Annotated in this window: 18 protein-coding genes; 12 read left to right on the top strand and 6 right to left on the bottom strand. The window is 67.3% G+C overall.

The window, feature by feature from the left end:
* Nucleotides 1-87: 87 nt before the first annotated feature.
* On the bottom strand, nt 88-777 hold the full coding sequence (locus tag QF040_RS11795; RefSeq protein ID WP_429611187.1) for a GntR family transcriptional regulator: 690 nt from the start codon (nt 775-777) through the stop codon (nt 88-90).
* A 103-nt stretch (nt 778-880) separates the two neighbouring features.
* On the opposite strand from QF040_RS11795, the gene araD reads away from it, so the two are divergent.
* Genes araD through QF040_RS11780 form a run of 3 tightly spaced genes read left to right on the top strand, consistent with a single transcriptional unit; the run spans nt 881 to nt 4,386 of the window.
* The gene (araD, locus tag QF040_RS11790; protein WP_429611186.1) at nt 881-2,608 is read left to right on the top strand and encodes an L-arabinonate dehydratase; all 1,728 of its coding nucleotides are present in this window, start codon (nt 881-883) and stop codon (nt 2,606-2,608) included.
* A gap of 55 nt (nt 2,609-2,663) precedes the next feature.
* Complete coding sequence (locus tag QF040_RS11785; protein ID WP_429611185.1) at nt 2,664-3,374, top strand: ribonuclease activity regulator RraA; 711 nt, start codon at nt 2,664-2,666, stop codon at nt 3,372-3,374.
* 31 nt (nt 3,375-3,405) lie between these two features.
* On the top strand, nt 3,406-4,386 hold the full coding sequence (locus tag QF040_RS11780) for a Bug family tripartite tricarboxylate transporter substrate binding protein (RefSeq protein ID WP_429611184.1): 981 nt from the start codon (nt 3,406-3,408) through the stop codon (nt 4,384-4,386).
* An 81-nt stretch (nt 4,387-4,467) separates the two neighbouring features.
* Here QF040_RS11780 and QF040_RS11775 read toward each other — a convergent pair whose 3' ends face one another.
* Nucleotides 4,468-4,725 (bottom strand): hypothetical protein, encoded by a 258-nt coding sequence (locus QF040_RS11775; protein ID WP_429611183.1) that lies wholly within the window; start codon nt 4,723-4,725, stop codon nt 4,468-4,470.
* A 114-nt stretch (nt 4,726-4,839) separates the two neighbouring features.
* Here QF040_RS11775 and QF040_RS11770 point away from each other — a divergent pair, with 114 nt between their 5' ends.
* The 4 genes from QF040_RS11770 (at nt 4,840) to QF040_RS11755 (ending at nt 9,214) form a co-directional block, all read left to right on the top strand.
* On the top strand, nt 4,840-5,355 hold the full coding sequence (locus QF040_RS11770; protein ID WP_429611182.1) for a DUF1579 domain-containing protein: 516 nt from the start codon (nt 4,840-4,842) through the stop codon (nt 5,353-5,355).
* 262 nt (nt 5,356-5,617) lie between these two features.
* Entirely contained in the window at nt 5,618-8,038 is a 2,421-nt protein-coding gene (locus tag QF040_RS11765; protein WP_429611181.1) for a catalase, read from the top strand.
* 206 nt (nt 8,039-8,244) lie between these two features.
* Nucleotides 8,245-8,574 carry a proteophosphoglycan ppg4 gene (locus tag QF040_RS11760; RefSeq protein ID WP_429611180.1) on the top strand — a complete coding sequence of 110 codons (330 nt, stop codon included), beginning with the start codon at nt 8,245-8,247 and terminating at the stop codon, nt 8,572-8,574.
* 7 nt (nt 8,575-8,581) lie between these two features.
* Complete coding sequence (locus tag QF040_RS11755) at nt 8,582-9,214, top strand: L,D-transpeptidase (RefSeq protein WP_429611179.1); 633 nt, start codon at nt 8,582-8,584, stop codon at nt 9,212-9,214.
* Here the strand turns inward: QF040_RS11755 and QF040_RS11750 are convergent.
* A complete protein-coding gene (locus QF040_RS11750) occupies nt 9,198-10,409 on the bottom strand; it encodes a zinc-dependent alcohol dehydrogenase (protein ID WP_429611178.1) in 1,212 nt (403 codons plus the stop codon). The two genes, QF040_RS11755 and QF040_RS11750, sit on opposite strands and share 17 nt — an antisense overlap.
* Before the next feature lie 266 nt (nt 10,410-10,675).
* On the opposite strand from QF040_RS11750, the gene QF040_RS11745 reads away from it, so the two are divergent.
* The 3 genes from QF040_RS11745 to QF040_RS11735 are packed head-to-tail and all read left to right on the top strand — an operon-like array spanning nt 10,676 to nt 11,939.
* Nucleotides 10,676-11,011 carry a hypothetical protein gene (locus tag QF040_RS11745; RefSeq protein ID WP_429611177.1) on the top strand — a complete coding sequence of 112 codons (336 nt, stop codon included), beginning with the start codon at nt 10,676-10,678 and terminating at the stop codon, nt 11,009-11,011.
* A 51-nt stretch (nt 11,012-11,062) separates the two neighbouring features.
* Nucleotides 11,063-11,500 carry an Hsp20/alpha crystallin family protein gene (locus QF040_RS11740; protein WP_429611176.1) on the top strand — a complete coding sequence of 146 codons (438 nt, stop codon included), beginning with the start codon at nt 11,063-11,065 and terminating at the stop codon, nt 11,498-11,500.
* 19 nt (nt 11,501-11,519) lie between these two features.
* Nucleotides 11,520-11,939, top strand: coding sequence for an Hsp20/alpha crystallin family protein (locus tag QF040_RS11735; RefSeq protein WP_307600112.1), 420 nt, complete (start codon nt 11,520-11,522; stop codon nt 11,937-11,939).
* A gap of 83 nt (nt 11,940-12,022) precedes the next feature.
* Here QF040_RS11735 and QF040_RS11730 read toward each other — a convergent pair whose 3' ends face one another.
* From QF040_RS11730 to QF040_RS11720, 3 genes are read right to left on the bottom strand one after another with little or no spacing between them, the layout of a single operon-like run.
* Entirely contained in the window at nt 12,023-12,226 is a 204-nt protein-coding gene (locus tag QF040_RS11730) for a hypothetical protein (RefSeq protein WP_429611175.1), read from the bottom strand.
* Nucleotides 12,223-12,447, bottom strand: a complete 225-nt coding sequence (locus QF040_RS11725) for a hypothetical protein (RefSeq protein WP_429611174.1) — start codon at nt 12,445-12,447, stop codon at nt 12,223-12,225. The genes QF040_RS11730 and QF040_RS11725 overlap by 4 nt, the downstream gene beginning before the upstream one ends.
* A 31-nt stretch (nt 12,448-12,478) precedes the next feature.
* Nucleotides 12,479-13,387: an SDR family oxidoreductase gene (locus QF040_RS11720; RefSeq protein WP_429611173.1), complete on the bottom strand. Its 909-nt coding sequence runs from the start codon at nt 13,385-13,387 to the stop codon at nt 12,479-12,481.
* Between the two features lie 258 nt (nt 13,388-13,645).
* On the opposite strand from QF040_RS11720, the gene QF040_RS11715 reads away from it, so the two are divergent.
* Both QF040_RS11715 and QF040_RS11710 read left to right on the top strand, forming a co-directional pair.
* Nucleotides 13,646-14,803, top strand: coding sequence for a zinc-dependent alcohol dehydrogenase (locus QF040_RS11715; protein WP_429614644.1), 1,158 nt, complete (start codon nt 13,646-13,648; stop codon nt 14,801-14,803).
* Nucleotides 14,804-14,859: 56 nt separating this feature from the next.
* A complete protein-coding gene (locus QF040_RS11710; RefSeq protein ID WP_429611172.1) occupies nt 14,860-15,366 on the top strand; it encodes a hypothetical protein in 507 nt (168 codons plus the stop codon).
* Nucleotides 15,367-15,378 lie beyond the last annotated feature (12 nt).

The following is a 15,378-nucleotide window of genomic DNA, read 5'->3' as shown; positions in this document are numbered from 1 at the left end:
TGGAACGGAGGCGTTGGCGAAAGCCTTCAGTTGTGAGTTCACGCAAGCGACTGCACCGCAGTCAAGCCTGAGGCCGGCTGCGGTCGGTCAGGCGAGCACGTAGTCTGGAAACTGCCGGCAGATCTCGTTCACCGCGCTGAGCGTGCCCGACAGATGCTTGCGAAGCGCGGCCTGGGCGGCGGCCGGGTCTTGGGCCTCGATGGCGCGCACGATGGCGCGGTGGTCGCGCAGGATCGCCTCGGTCTTGCCGGCGGTGGGAAGGTGCAGGCGCCGCAGCCGGTCGACATGTCCGGAGACGCGGCCCACGAGATCCCAGAGGCCCAGCACACCGCCGGCTTCATACATCAGGCGGTGAAACGACCGATCGGCGTTGACGAAATCGCCGTAGCGCTGCGACGTTGCAAGCGCCGCCTGCTGTGCGATGACGCCTTTCAGTTGCTCGACCAGCCCCGGCGATTCCTGCTGTGCCAATTGGTGCACCAGCTCCAGCTCGATCGACCGCCGCAGGAAGTGCGCCTCGCGCGCCGCCGCGATGTCGATGCGGCTGACCAGCGTGGCGTGCTGCGGGAACACATCGACCAGTGCTTCTTCGCTCAGGCGCAGCAGGGCCTCGCGAACGGGTGTTTGGCTCACGCCGAAACGGTCGGCCAGTTCTTGCCGCGCGAGCACGGTTCCGGGAACGAGTTCGAGCGAGAGGATGGCTTCCCGCAATTTTTCCAGCACCTGGGGTGCGGCCAGGCGGGTGCGGTCGAGTCGGATCTTGGGAGGGGCGCTCATCGCCGGCGATTGTGTCATTGACGCACTAATATACTAGTGTTTTAATTTCGATATTGCCATGGCTAGGCGGCGTCCGCCACGCGACGCCCCTGGAGACAACCTGATGAAACGCCCCTACGAATCCCTTCGCAGCGCCCGCTGGTTTGCGCCCGACGACTTCCGCTCCTTCGGCCATCGCTCGCGCGTGCTGCAGATGGGCTACAGCTATGCCGACTGGATGGGCAAGCCGGTGATCGCCATCGTCAACACCTGGAGCGACGCCAACCAGTGCCACGCGCACTTCAAGCAGCGCGTGGATGACGTGAAGCGCGGCGTGCTGCAGGCGGGCGGCTTCCCGCTCGAGCTTCCGGCCATTTCGCTGTCGGAGAGCATGGTCAAGCCCACCACCATGCTGTATCGCAACTTCCTCGCGATGGAAACGGAAGAGCTGCTGCGCAGCCATCCGATCGACGGCGCGGTGCTGATGGGCGGCTGCGACAAGACGACGCCCGGCCTCGTGATGGGCGCGCTCAGCATGGACATCCCCTTCATCTATCTTCCCGCCGGCCCCATGCTGCGCGGCAACTGGAAGGGCAAGGTGCTGGGCTCGGGCTCCGACGCCTTCAAGTACTGGGACGAGCGCCGCGCCGGCCGGCTGGGCGAGCAGGCCTGGGCCGAGATGGAGGCCGGCATCGCGCGCAGCCACGGCACCTGCATGACCATGGGCACGGCCGCCACCATGATGGGCATCGCCGAAGCGGTGGGCCTGAGCTTGCCGGGCGCCTCCAGCATTCCCGCGGCCGACGCCAACCACATCCGCATGAGCGCCGACTGCGGCCGCCGCATCGTCGAAATGGTGTGGGAAGACCTTGCGCCCTCGAAGATGCTCACGCGCGCCAACTTCGAGAACGGCATCGCCTGCGCGATGGCCATGGGCTGCAGCACCAATGCGGTCGTGCACCTGATCGCGATGTCGCGCCGCGCCGGCCATGCGGTGAGCCTGGACGATTTCGACGCCTTCAGCCGCCGCGTGCCCGTCATCGCCAACATCCGGCCGAGCGGCGACGCCTACCTGATGGAAGACTTCTTCTACGCCGGCGGCCTGCCTGCGATGCTGGAGCGCATCCGCGGGCATCTGCACACCGACGCTCGCACCGTCAATGGCCGCACGCTCGGCGAGAACATCGAAGGCGCCGAGGTCTACGACGACGACGTCATCCGGCCGCTCGCCAACCCCATCTACGCCGAAGGCGCGCTGGCCGTGTTGCGCGGCAACCTCGCGCCCGACGGCGTGGTGATCAAGCCCAGCGCCTGCGCGCCGCACCTTCTGCAGCACAGCGGCCGTGCGCTGGTGTTCGATGACTACCCCGCGCTCAAGAAGGCGGTGGAAGACCCCGACCTCGACGTGACCGCCGACGACATCCTCGTGCTGCGCAATGCCGGCCCGCGCGGCGCCGGCATGCCGGAGTGGGGCATGTTGCCGATCCCGACCAAGCTGCTGAAACAGGGCGTGAAGGACATGCTGCGCCTCTCGGACGCACGCATGAGCGGCACCAGCTACGGCGGCTGCCTGCTGCACTGTTCGCCCGAAGCGGCCGTCGGCGGGCCGCTCGCGCTGGTGCGGACAGGCGACCGCATCACCGTGGATGTGCCTGCGCGGCGCATCCATCTCGACATCAGCGACGAGGAACTTGCCGGCCGCAAGGCTCTGTGGATGCCGCCGCCGCCGCGCTACGAGCGCGGCTACGGATGGATGTTCGGCCGCCACATCCTGCAGGCCAACGAAGGCTGCGACTTCGACTTCCTGGAGACCAGCTTCGGCAAGCCGGTGCCGGAGCCCGACATCTTCTGATCGGCCCTCCAGCCCCTCATTCATTCCCATTTCATTTCAAGAACGGAGACGACACGTGAATCCCGCCACCCGCGAGCAGCTCATGAAGGTGAGCACCGCCACCCTGTGCACGGCCCTTTTCAAGCGCGGCCTGCGCAACCAGTTCATCCAGGACGTGCGGCCGCTCGACGCGGGCCTGCCCAACATGGTGGGCGAGGCCTTCACGCTGCGCTACATGCCGGCGCGCGAAGACCTGAACCCGATCAGCGTTTTTCTCGACCGCGATCATCCGCAGCGCCAGGCGGTGGAGCAGTGCCCCGAAGGTGCCGTGCTGGTCATCGACAGCCGCAAGGACGCGCGCGCCGCCTCGGCCGGCGGCATCCTGGTGACGCGGCTGATGAAGCGCGGCGTGGCCGGCGTGGTCACCGACGGCGGTTTCCGCGACAGCCCCGACATCGCCAAGCTCGGCTTCCCGGCCTACCACCATCGCCCGAGCGCGCCGACCAATCTCACGCTGCACCAGGCCATCGACATCAACGTGCCCATCGGCTGCGGCGATGCGCCGGTGTTTCCGGGCGACGTGATCGTGGGCGATGCCGAAGGCGTGATCGTGCTCCCGGCCCACATGGCCGACGAGTTGGCGGCCGAGGCTGTAGAGATGACCGCCTTCGAGGACTTCGTGCAGGAACAGGTGCTCCAGGGCCGCTCCATCCTCGGCCTCTATCCACCCACCGAAGAGCAAAGCCGCAACGACTTCGCCGCGTGGCGCCAGGCCAAGGGCCGCTGAGCCCGTCGACAAGAATCCAAGGAGACAAGACATGCGTTTCATCCGCTTCGCCGCGGCGCTGCTTTCGGCCGCGCTCGCCCCCGCAGCCGCATGGGCCCAGGCCCCCGAATGGCCGGCCGCCAAGCCCATCGTCTACGTCGTGCCGTTCACGCCCGGCGGCTCCACCGACATCGTGGGCCGCACGCTCGCGCAGAAGCTGGGCGAGAGCCTCAAGCAGTCGGTGGTGGTCGACAACAAGCCCGGCCAGGCCGGCGGCATCGGCGCCGCCTACGTGGCCAGGGCGGTGCCCGACGGCTACACGCTCTTCGGCGGGACCATCAGCACCCATGCCATCAACGCCAGCCTGTACAAGAAGCTGCCCTACGACCCGATGAAGGACTTCGAGCCCGTCTCGCTGGTCGCGCGCCTGCCCAACGTGCTCATCGTCAACAGCCAGCTCGGCGTGAACTCGGTGGCCGAACTGGTGGCGCTGCTGAAGAAGGACGAGAGCAAGCGCATCTTCGCTTCCTCCGGCGCCGGCACGTCGACGCATCTGGCCGGCGAGATGTTCGCCGACCTCATCGGCGTCAAGCTCACCCATGTGCCGTACAAGGGCACGCCGCCGGCCCTGACCGACGTGGCCGCGGGGCAGGTGCCCTTCATGTTCGATCAGGTGACGGCCGCGTTGCCGATGGTCAAGAGCGGCAAGCTCAAGCTGCTGGCCGTGACCACGGCCAAGCGCATCGCGCTGGTGCCCGACTTGCCGACCATGATCGAGTCGGGCATTCCCGGCTTCGAGATGTCGTCGTGGCAGGCGGTGTATGCGCCCAAGGGCACGCCCAAGCCAATCGTGCAGCGCCTCAACGCCGAGATCGTGAAGGCGCTCAAGGAGCCCGACGTGAAGGCCAGGCTCTCGGACCAGTTGGCGATGGAGATCGTGGGCAGCACGCCGGAAGAACTGCGCGACTTCATGGCCAGGGAAATTCCGCGCTGGGCCGAACTGGTGAAGAAGTCGGGCGCAGTGGCCGATTGAGTTTTCACAGCCCCATGGGGGGCTTTGTGGGGGCGATCCTCCCGACTCGTTGGCCTCTTGGGCTTCGAGCCGGGCTGCCGGCTACTTGCGCCGATTCAGCCAATAGCGGATCAGCCCAAGTACGCACAGGCCGACAAGCCAGCCCAGAACGGTCGGATTGATGAAATCGAGATTCAAGTGAATTCCTTGTTCCGCAACGATGCGTTTCAAATTTGAGTGAGGCGACCAGGCATTCGGATTGCCTGGCGCGGCGGCGTCGAAGAGCAGCCGCGATGAAGAATCGAGCTTGACACAAGGCAAGGCGAGATGAATCCAATGACCTACGGCACGCAGGCTCACACTGGATAGCAAGCTCGAATCCACCCCGATTCGCAGTGGTGTTCCGAGTTGACGAGTTCTCTCCACATGGCAGAGTTCGTCCCTCGCACACATCACTGCCTTGAAGGAGAACGCATGGGTCGCAAGGATTTCGAAGCGTCGCTGGCCAACGGCGTGCACGCGCAGTTGGCGCGCATGGCGGGGCAGTGGGAGGGCCGCTTCCGCCTCTGGTTCGAGCCCGGCGAGCCGGCCGAGGAATCGGTGCAGCGAGGCAGCATCCGCGTGCTGTTGGGTGGTCGGGTGCTGTTGCACGAATACACCGGCAGCTGTGCCGGCGAGCCGATGGAAGGTGTCGCACTGATCGCCCACCACCTGGACGAGCGCCGGTACGAATCGGCCTGGGCCGAGAGTTTCGGCACCGGCACTTCCATCATGTTCAGCACGGGTGACGGTGGCGATCCGCGCCTGTCGATGCTGGGCAGCTACGCCGATGGACAAGGCGGCTCGCGCTGGGGCTGGCGCACGGTCATCGAGCAGCCTGACGACAACACGCTCGACCTGCGCATGTACAACATCACGCCAGCCGGCGACGAGGCTCTGGCGGTCGAAGTGAATTACCGCCGGGTGCAGCCCCGGGCGGGGAGCGCCTGAGATGCTCTTTACAGGATGAAATAACTTTCGAGCGGGTCGCTGTGGTCGTGATCGGTTTCACACAATAAAAACGATAAAAACGTTACGCAGATCAACGGGTCGACGCCGCAAGCTCCGACCCGTTTTCTTTGGCGTGGCAACCCGCCGATGACCCGGATCGCTGCCGATCTTTCACGCCGAATTCGCTGCAGCGTCCTACAAAAAGCCCTGATTCGCCGCACTAGGTTGGAGGCTCCCTCGAACCCAACCGGACGACAGATACATGGCCAAACAACCCCGAGCGAGCGCGCCGCCTTCCGCCGCGCTCGACGCCGCCCGCTCCGCGGCACGCAACACCGACAGCGGTCCCGCGCACCCGGCGCCGCCCGCGGCAGGCAAGGGAGACATCCCCGCACAGAAGGCAATCGATACGCAGGCGCTCGCCGCGGCGATGCCCGCCAACCTCGACAAGCCGCTGGAGCACACGCCGCAGGCGCCGGTCGGCCAAAGCGCCAAGCCGCCATCGCGGCTTCCGACCGGCAGCACGCCCTCGGAATTGAACGCCTCGGCCAAGACCGGTTCGGTGGCGCCCGAGGGCATCAACGCCACCATCGGCACGCTGGACCGGGTGCGTGTGGATTCCGGCGGCCAGCGGCTCACCACCAACCAGGGCGTGCCGATCGCGGACAACCAGAACTCGCTGAAGGCGGGTGCGCGCGGCCCGGTGCTGCTCGAAGACTTCATCCTGCGCGAGAAGATCACGCACTTCGACCACGAGCGCATTCCCGAGCGCATCGTCCATGCCCGGGGCTCGGGCGCGCACGGCTTCTTCGAGTGCTACGAGCCGCTCACCGAATACACGCGGGCCGCGCCGTTCAAGGAAGCCGGCAAGGTCACGCCGGTGTTCGTGCGCTTCTCGACGGTGGCCGGCGAGCGCGGCTCCAAGGACACGGCGCGCGACGTGCGCGGCTTCGCCGTCAAGTTCTATACCGACGAAGGCAACTGGGACCTGGTGGGCAACAACATGCCGGTGTTCTTCATCCAGGACGCGATGAAGTTCCCCGACCTCGTGCATGCCGTGAAGCCCGAGCCGCACCATGCGATGCCGCAGGCCGCATCAGCGCACGACACCTACTGGGACTTCGTCTCGCTCATGCCCGAATCCACCCACATGCTGATGTGGCAGATGAGCGACCGCGCCATTCCGCGCAGCTACCGGATGATGCAGGGCTTCGGCGTGCACACCTTCCGGCTCGTGAACGAGGCGGGCGAATCGGTGCTGGTGAAGTTCCACTGGCAGCCCAAGCTCGGCACGCACTCGCTGGTGTGGGACGAGGCCGTGAAGATCTCCGGCGCCGACCCCGACTTCCACCGCCGCGACCTCTGGGAAGCCATCGACGCGGGCGAGTACCCCGAGTGGGAGTTGGGCCTGCAGATCTTCACGGAAGAGCAGGCCGCGCAGTTCAGCTTCGACATCCTCGATGCCACCAAGATCGTGCCCGAGGAGCTGGTGCCGATCCGCATCGTCGGGCGCATGGTGCTGAACCGCAACCCCGACAACTTCTTCGCCGAAACCGAACAGGCCGCCTTCTGCGCCGCGCACGTGGTGCCGGGCATCGACTTCACCAACGATCCGCTGCTCGCGGGGCGCATCCATTCCTACGTCGACACGCAGATCACGCGCCTGGGCGGGCCGAACTTCCACGAACTGCCGATCAACGCGCCCGTGGCCCCGGTACACAACAACCAGCGCGACGGCATGCACCGCCAGGCGATCCATCGCGGGCGTTCGGCCTACGAGCCCAATTCGCTGGGCGGCGGCTGTCCGTTCCAGGCCGGCGCGGCGCAGGGCTTCGAGAGCGTGGCGCGGCGGCTCGACGCGAAGGAGAGCAGTGACAAGGTGCGCGTGAAGCCCGAAAAATTTGCCGACCACTACACGCAGGCCACGCTCTTCTACGAAAGCCAGACGCCCGAAGAGCAGGCGCACATCGCCGCGGCCTTCCGCTTCGAGTTGTCGAAGGTGACGGTGCCCGCGGTGCGCGAGCGCGTGGTGGCGAGCCTGCTGAATGCGTCGCCCGATCTCGCGGCGAAGGTGGCGAAAGGGCTCGGCATGGAACTGCCCCAGCCGCTGCCCAAGGTGCTGGAAACGCCGGCCGCGCCCGAGGTCGACCAATCGCCCGCGCTCTCGCTCATGGCGCGGCCGGGCGATGGCGGCATCCGCACGCGCAAGATCGCGATCCTTGTCGCCGACGGCGCGGAAGGCACGTCCATCGGCAAGCTGGTCACGGCGCTGGTGCAGGCGGGCGCGGTGCCGCGGCTGGTCGGTCCGCGCCTGGGCACGTACCTCGGAATGGGCGGCGAGAAGATCGAGGCCGACGCCAGCATGGAGAACAGCCCCGGCTTCCTCTTCGATGCGCTGGTGCTGCCCGACGGCCTCGCGGCGGTGGAGGCGCTGGTCTCCGACGGCCACTCGATGGAGTTCGTGAAAGACCAGTACCGGCACTGCAAGACCATCCTTGCGCTCGGCGCATCGCAGGCGCTGCTCGCGGAGGCCGGTATTCCGATGAGCCTGCCCGATGGCTCGCACGACCCCGGCCTCATCCTCGCGGACGCCGCGCATGCCGACGACGCGGCCATCGATTTCATCGCCGCGGTGGGCATGCATCGCCATCTCGCGCGCGATTCCGATCCGCCGCGCGTTTAAGCGCCATCACTCGCACCGTTGACTGCGCCCCGGCTTCTCACGGCCGGGGCCAGCGGACGCGTGCGGGGCCGACGAGGTCGGCCGCCGTGCCGTGTTGCTGTTTCCTACAGCCGCCTGCGCCGTCCACCGACCCGATGCAGTCCGCGAACTTCTAGGTTGAACAGCGTCGGGCAACCGCCCGGCACAACCATCCAAAGGAGATAACCATGAACCGCACCTCCAGCCTGCTTGCAGCCCTCGCACTCGGCGCCGCCGGCGTCGCTTTTGCCCAAGGCAATCCCCCCACCACCGCACCCGCGAATCCCGCCACGGCCGCAGGCCAGCAAAGCCCTGCGGGCGGCGCGATGGGAACCACCGGCACCACGCCGCAGAACACGTCGCCTTCGGGCTCCACATCCTCGGGTTCGATGTCATCGGGGCCGTCGTCCTCGTCCTCGGGCTCGACCATGTCGCAAGGATCGCAAGGCAACATGGGCAGCGGCTCCACGATGGGCACCGAACAGCCCATGCGCCAGGCCCGCGCCGACCGCAACTGACCACCGCATGCGCTTGCCTTCATCCCAAGCGGGCATCGCGGGCCACGGGCTCGCGATGCTTCTTGCCGGCACCCTTGCCGCGGCTTGCTCCACCGCCGCGGCGGCGCAGGCCGATGCGCTCAGGCTCGCGAAGGCCGCCGTTGCAGCGGCCGACAACCAGGGCCAGGCCTTCGCAGTGGTCGACAAGAGGAACGCACGCGTCTTCGTCTTCGACGGCGCGGGAAAGCTGCGCGGCGATTCGCCCGTGTTGCTGGGCCTGGCGCACGGCGACGATTCCGTGCCGGGCATCGGCGAACGCAAGATGTCCGAGATCCGGCCCGACGAGCGCACCACGCCCGCGGGCCGCTTCGCGAGCGAGCCCGGCCGCAACCTTCAGGGCGAGGACATCGTGTGGATCGACTACGACGCCGCCGTTTCCATGCACCGCGTGCGCGCGACCAACAAGGCCGAGCGCCGCCTGGAACGGCTTGCCACGCCCACCGTGGCCGACAACCGAATTTCCTATGGCTGCATCAACGTGCCGGCCGGCTTCTACGACGCCCACATCCGGCCCGTGCTCGGTGGCCGCAAGGGCGTGGTCTACGTGCTGCCGGAGACCACGCCGATGCAGGCGCGCTTCAGCTTCATGGCACCGGGGTAGCGGCGGTAGCGACCCTGTGCTGCGCGGGGCCGGAGGGCGTGAGCACGACCTTGCGGCATTCCTCCTCGGCCTTCTCGAAGACCTCGTAGCCGCGCGCCGCGTCATCGAGCGCCATGTGGTGCGTGATGATCACCTCGGGCTTCAACTGCCCGGCCTGGATGTGCTCGAGCAGCTTGGGCATGTGCTGCTGCGCATGCGTCTGGCCCATCTTGAAGGTGAGGCCCTTCTCGAACGCATCGCCGAACATGAAGCCGTGGATGAAGCCCGCGTACACGCCCGGCACACTCACCACGCCGCCGCGCCGCGTGGCTGCAATCGCCTGGCGCAGCGCCTTGCCGCTGGAGCCTTCGAGCTTCAGGTCGGTGAGCACCGTCTCGACCGCGCTGCCCTTGGCCTCGAAGCCGACCGCGTCGATCGACGCATCGACACCGCGAAAGTCGGTGCGTTCGACGATCGCGCCGGCGGGGTCGTCGATGTCCCTGAAGTTGATCGGATCGACGCCGTAGGTGGCCTGCGCAAACGCGAGCCGGTGCGGGTGCTCGTCGACCATGAAGATGCGCTCGGCACCCAGCAACCGCGCCGACGCGGCGGCCATCAGCCCCACCGGGCCGGCGCCGAAGATGGCCACGCTCGAGCCCGGCCCCACGTTGCCGTTCACCACCGCCTGGTAGCCGGTCGGCAGGATGTCCGAGAGAAACAGCACCTGCTCGTCGGCCAGTCCGGGCGGGATCACGAGCGGGCCGGTGTTCGCCTTGGGCACGCGCACGTATTCGGCCTGGCCGCCGGGATAGCCGCCATACAGGTGCGAGTAGCCGAAGAGGCCCGCGCCCGAGCGCAGGTTCTTCTTGTTGAGGATGGCGCCGCGCCCGGGGTTGGTGGTTTCGCAGGCGGCGAAGAGGGCCTTGGCGCAGAAGAAGCACTGGCCGCAGGCGATGGTGAAGGGCACCACCACGCGGTCGCCTTTCTGCACGCGCGTCACGGCCTTGCCGGTGTCTTCCACGATGCCCATGAACTCGTGGCCGAGGATGTCGCCCGATTCCATGTCGGGAATCTTGCCGCGGTAGATGTGCAGGTCGGAGCCGCAGATGGCGGTGGCGGTCACGCGCAACACGATGTCCTCGTCCTCCTGGAGGATGGGGTCGGGCACCGTCTCCACGCGGACGTTTTTCGAGGATTGGTAGGTGAGGGCTTTCATGCGGTTTCCTTTTTTCCGGGGGTGGTGATGCGCGCACGATTTGCGCGTGCGTGCGCCGCGTGCGCGGGCACCGCGCCTGTCCACGGGTCGGACGATTTCCCGTCGTGGCGGCGTGGCGCTTGCGTCGCATCGGGCCCACATTCCCGGCCGTCGCGGCTCGCCGGACGAGCGATGCAGATGTCGAAAATTTCCCTCTTGAAATCCGCGAGGGCCCGCCTATCTTTTCTTCCGTCGGAAATTGGTCGACCGAAAAAGGAGGTATTGAAATGACCATGAACTTGCTCAAGCAAATCGCCGGCTCCCGCCTGCCAGTCACGTTCTATCGCGACGAAGACATCGACGGTGTCAGGCTGCTCCGCGCCGCCGGCCTCGTCGTGGCGCTCGTGCCATCGCCCTCGAACCCGCTGTCGCTGTCGGGCTCTCCCTCGGCCGCACAGGTGCTGGCGGTGACCCAGAAGGGACGCGAGGAACTGGCGAAATTCAGCTATCCGGAATCCCGACCGCCGCGCTGGCGGAACCGCTCCCCGCGGATCACCGCGTGGCGCCGCTCGAACGCCAGCGGCCCGCCGCGATCGGCCGATGCGCACACCTTGCCGCAATAGGCCCCGGCCCGAAACCAGTCTTTCTGATTCCAGATATTTGGAGGTTCCAACATGTACCGATCTTTCTTTCCACGCGACATGCTCGCCGAGATGGATCGCCTGCAGCGGGACATGCAGCAGGCATTCGACCTGGCACCCACCATCCGCGGCTTCGGCAGCAACGGATTTCCCGCGCTGAACGTCGGCGCGACGCCGCAGGCCGTGGAGATCTATGCGTTTGCGCCCGGCGTCGATCCGGCCACGCTCGAAGTCAACCTCGAGCGCGGCCTGCTGACCATCGCGGGCGAGCGCAAGAGCGTGCTGCCGGCAGCCGAGGCGAAGGCGGCGGTGCACATCAACGAGCGTTTCGAGGGCGCGTTCCGCCGCATGCTCACGCTGCCCGACGATGCCGACCCGGAGGCGGTCGACGCCAAGCTGCGCGACGGCGTGCTGCGCATCACCGTTCGCCGGCGCGCGTCGGCCCAGCCGCGCCGCATTTCCGTTCAGTGAGATCAAGGAGATGAACACCATGAGCAACGACATCCAGACCCAACGCGCCGGCGCGCCGGGTGCGCCCGAACAGGCCGACCGCAAGCAGGCAACGCCTCGCTATGGCAATGCGGCCTTGACGCCACCCGTGGACGTGGTCGAGGACGCGGGCGGCATCACCCTGTACGCGGACCTGCCCGGCGTTTCGCGCGAGAACCTGAACCTTCATGTGGAGGCCGAGACCCTGACCATCGAGGCGGAGTCGGGCCTGACCGTGCCCGACGGCTTGAAGACCAGCCATACCGAGGTCGGGCTCGGGCGCTTCCGCCGCGTGTTCACGCTCAGCAAGGAGTTGGACACCGAGAAGGTTTCGGCCGAACTCGCGCAAGGCGTGCTGACGCTGCGGATTCCCAAGGCCGAGCATGCCAAGCCGAGGAGGATCGAAGTCCAGGTCGCCTGAGCACCCGGCCGGTCGAGCGCCCCTCGGCGGCATCCGGCAACCTTCGACGGCGGTGGTCCTTCAGGCCGCCGCCGTCCTTGTCTTTATTTCTTCGGCGGCGCAAGCCCGCCGTCGTCCTGCATCGGTGCCGTGGCGCCTCCGGGCGGCAGGTTGCCCGGCCCCTGCTCGGGCTCCTTGAAGCCGAAGAAGAACAGCACCACCACGACGATGACCGCCAGGCAGCCCAGCAGCGTCCACATCAGGCGGCGGCCGATGTCGCCCTGCTTGTCGCGCTGTTTCGGGTTCATGCGCCGCGGCCGCGCGATTCCCGCGCGGCAAGCGCGCTGCGCCCGGCGGGCGTCAACGCCAGCACTTCGCCGAACTGGCCGTCGCGCGCGTCCGGCGGATAGAAGCGCGCCTCCACATGGCCGACGGCGGCCAGGCGGCGCAGGTGCCGCAACCGCGAGGGCGTGGTCACGAACATGGGAAGGCGGCGCGAGGCCAGCTTGGCGAGGTATCTGTGGGACATAAGGCGATTCCTTCGAGCTGCCTGGTGGTTTTCAATGCGAAGCCTCTTTCGCCGGGATGCCGTGCGTGCGCCCCGAGTTGCCCGCGCGGTACAGCGCGCCCTCGGGGTCGCGCACCCGGGCGCTCTCGTCCTTCTGCTGCCGCTCGGCCTGCTTGGCCGACATGCGGTCGGCCACCGACGGCAGCACCTTGGAAAGCACGGTGTTCATCACCGCCATGCCGCCCACCTTCACATCGCGCCCGCCGCTCACGGCGGCTTTCAGGATCGCCTCGGCGACCTGCAGCGGATCGATCATCGGCGTGGGGAGCTTGGGCTCCTTGTCCATGTAGTTGCGCGCGTGCTCGGGGTAGGGCGTGTCCACCGCGGTGGGCTGGATCAGCGTCACCGTCACACCGCTTTTGTCGACGTCTTCCAGCTCCACGCGCAGCGCGTCGGTGAAGCCCTTCACCGCATGCTTGGAGGCCGAGTACATGCCCTGCAGCGGAATCACCGCGTCCGACACTTCGCTGCCCACGTTCATCAGCGTGCCCTTCACCAGCTTGAGATAGGGCAGCGCAGCGAGCGATCCGTTCACCACGCCCCAGAAGTTGGTGTCGAACAGGCGGCGGCTGTCGGCCTCGCTCACCTCGTCGAGCCGGCCGTAGATGGAAATGCCCGCATCGTTCACCCAGGTGTCGATGCGTCCGAAGTGGCCGACCGCCAGCAGCGCGACGCGATCGAGTTGCTCGCGGTCGGCCACGTCGGCCTCGGCCGCCACGGCATGGCCGCCCTGCGCCTTGATGTCTTCGGCGAGCTGGCGCAAGACCTCGCCGCTGCGCGCGACGAGTACGAGGCTCGCGCCCTGCTGCGCGGCGAGCTGGGCGGTGCACAGGCCGATGCCGCTGGAGGCGCCGGTGATGACGATGACCTGCTGGTCGAGCGGTCGGTCTGGGTTGGACATGAGAAAGCTCCTTCGGTGAATTTCGCGATGACTTCTTCCGGCAATCGGCATTCCCGCGAGCCCTCGTCGAAGGACGGCATCGGCGCCAACAAATACAAACAACTTCGGTGATGCACGTGCGAGCGCTTCGACACGGTGCAGGCTCTGTCGCAGGCATACGCCTTGCCGGCTAAAGGCCAGGGCGCCGAGCCTCGCAGGCGGCAAGAAAAAGCCGCCGATGGCGCCTGTCCCATGCAACCCACAAGGAGCGACACCACCATGCTGGCCATGAACTACCGCGGGCCCTACCGAGTGCGCGCCGCGCACAAGGCCGAGCCCGAGATCGAGCATCCGGGCGACGCGATCGTGCGCGTCACGCGTTCGTGCATCTGCGGTTCCGATCTGCATCTCTATCACGGGCTGGTGCCCGACACGCGCGTGGGCACCACGTTCGGCCACGAGTTCACCGGCGTGGTCGAGGCGGTCGGCTCGGCGGTGCAGCACCTGAAGCCGGGCGACCATGTGCTGGTGCCTTTCAACATCTTTTGCGGCAATTGCTACTTCTGCCAGAAGGAGCTGTACAGCAACTGCCACGACACCAATCCCGAGGCCACGGCCGTCGGCGGCATCTACGGCTACTCGCACACCACCGGCGGCTACGACGGCGGGCAGGCCGAGTACGTGCGCGTGCCCATGGCCGACGTCGGCCCCACGGTGATCCCGCCCGACATGAACGTGGACGACGCGGTGCTGCTCACCGACGCGCTGCCCACCGGCTACCAGGCCGCGGAGATGGGCGACATCGAGGAGGGCGACACCGTCGTGATCTTCGGCGCGGGGCCGATCGGCATCTTTGCCGCCAAGTCGGCGTGGCTGCTGGGCGCGGGCCGCGTGATCGTGGTCGACCACATCGAGTACCGGCTCGACTTCGTGCACCGCTACGCGCAGTGCGAGGTGGTCGATTTCAAGCAGGTGGGCGACATGGCGATCCACATCAAGAAGATGACCGACGGCCTCGGTGCCGACGTGTGCATCGACTGCGTGGGCTGCGAAGCCGCGGGCAGTTTCGCGCACACGCTGCTGGGCGTGAAGCTCAAGCTGCAGGGCGGCGCGGCGACCGTGCTGCACTGGTGCATCAACTCGGTCCGCAAGGGCGGGCGGGTGTCGATCGTGGGCGTGTACGGGCCGACCTTCAATGCGGTGCCGATCGGCAACGCGCTCAACAAGGGCCTCACGCTGCGCATGAATCAGGCGAGCGTGAAGCGGCACCTGCCGCGGCTCATCGAACACATCCAGGCGGGGCGCATCCGGCCGAGCGAAATCATCACGCACCGCATCGACCTGCGCGACGTGGCCGATGCCTACCACCTGTTCTCCAGCAAGCTGGACAACTGCATCAAGACGGTGCTGGTGCCGCCTTCGGCGCTGGCCGGTTGACGGCCTGCCAACGACCGGCTGAAGGCCGGGATGCCACCCTCATTGGAGCGATCCGCATGATCATCACAGACGCACAACAGAACCCGCCGCGCAGCCAGGCCGAACGCCATGCGCACATCGTCGGCTGGGGCGCCGACCTCGACCACGCCCATCGGCCGGCCTATCCGATGGAGCGCACGCCGCCGCGGCTGCCGCATGCGATGCCGCCGCCCGAGCAGCAGCATTCGCATGCCGAAGTGCTGGTGTCCACCGAGCGCCCGCGCATCACGCCGATCTACGGCACCACGCTGCCGCCCAAGGGGCTGAGCGGCTGGCTGCGCCGCCAGGCCTTCAGGCACTCCGAGAACGACCTGCGCCACTGGATGATGCTGCTGCTGGCCGACCGGGTGAACATGGGCGAGGGCCTCATCGAAGACCTCTCGCGCGGCCACGTGCCCAATCTCTATGCCGAGATGGGTGGGCGCGCGGAGCTCATGCACAACCCGATGGGCGCGGCGCGCAAGGCCGCGATCGGCATCGCGGCGCTGGCGCTGATCGCCATCGCACTGAAGAGACGGCGCTGAAGGGAAGAGGGC

Origin of the sequence: Variovorax sp. W2I14, from assembly GCF_050435205.1 — a bacterium.
GTDB classification, from domain to species: Bacteria; Pseudomonadota; Gammaproteobacteria; order Burkholderiales; family Burkholderiaceae_C; genus Variovorax; species Variovorax paradoxus_C.
This window is presented reverse-complemented; position numbering and strand designations above follow the sequence as displayed.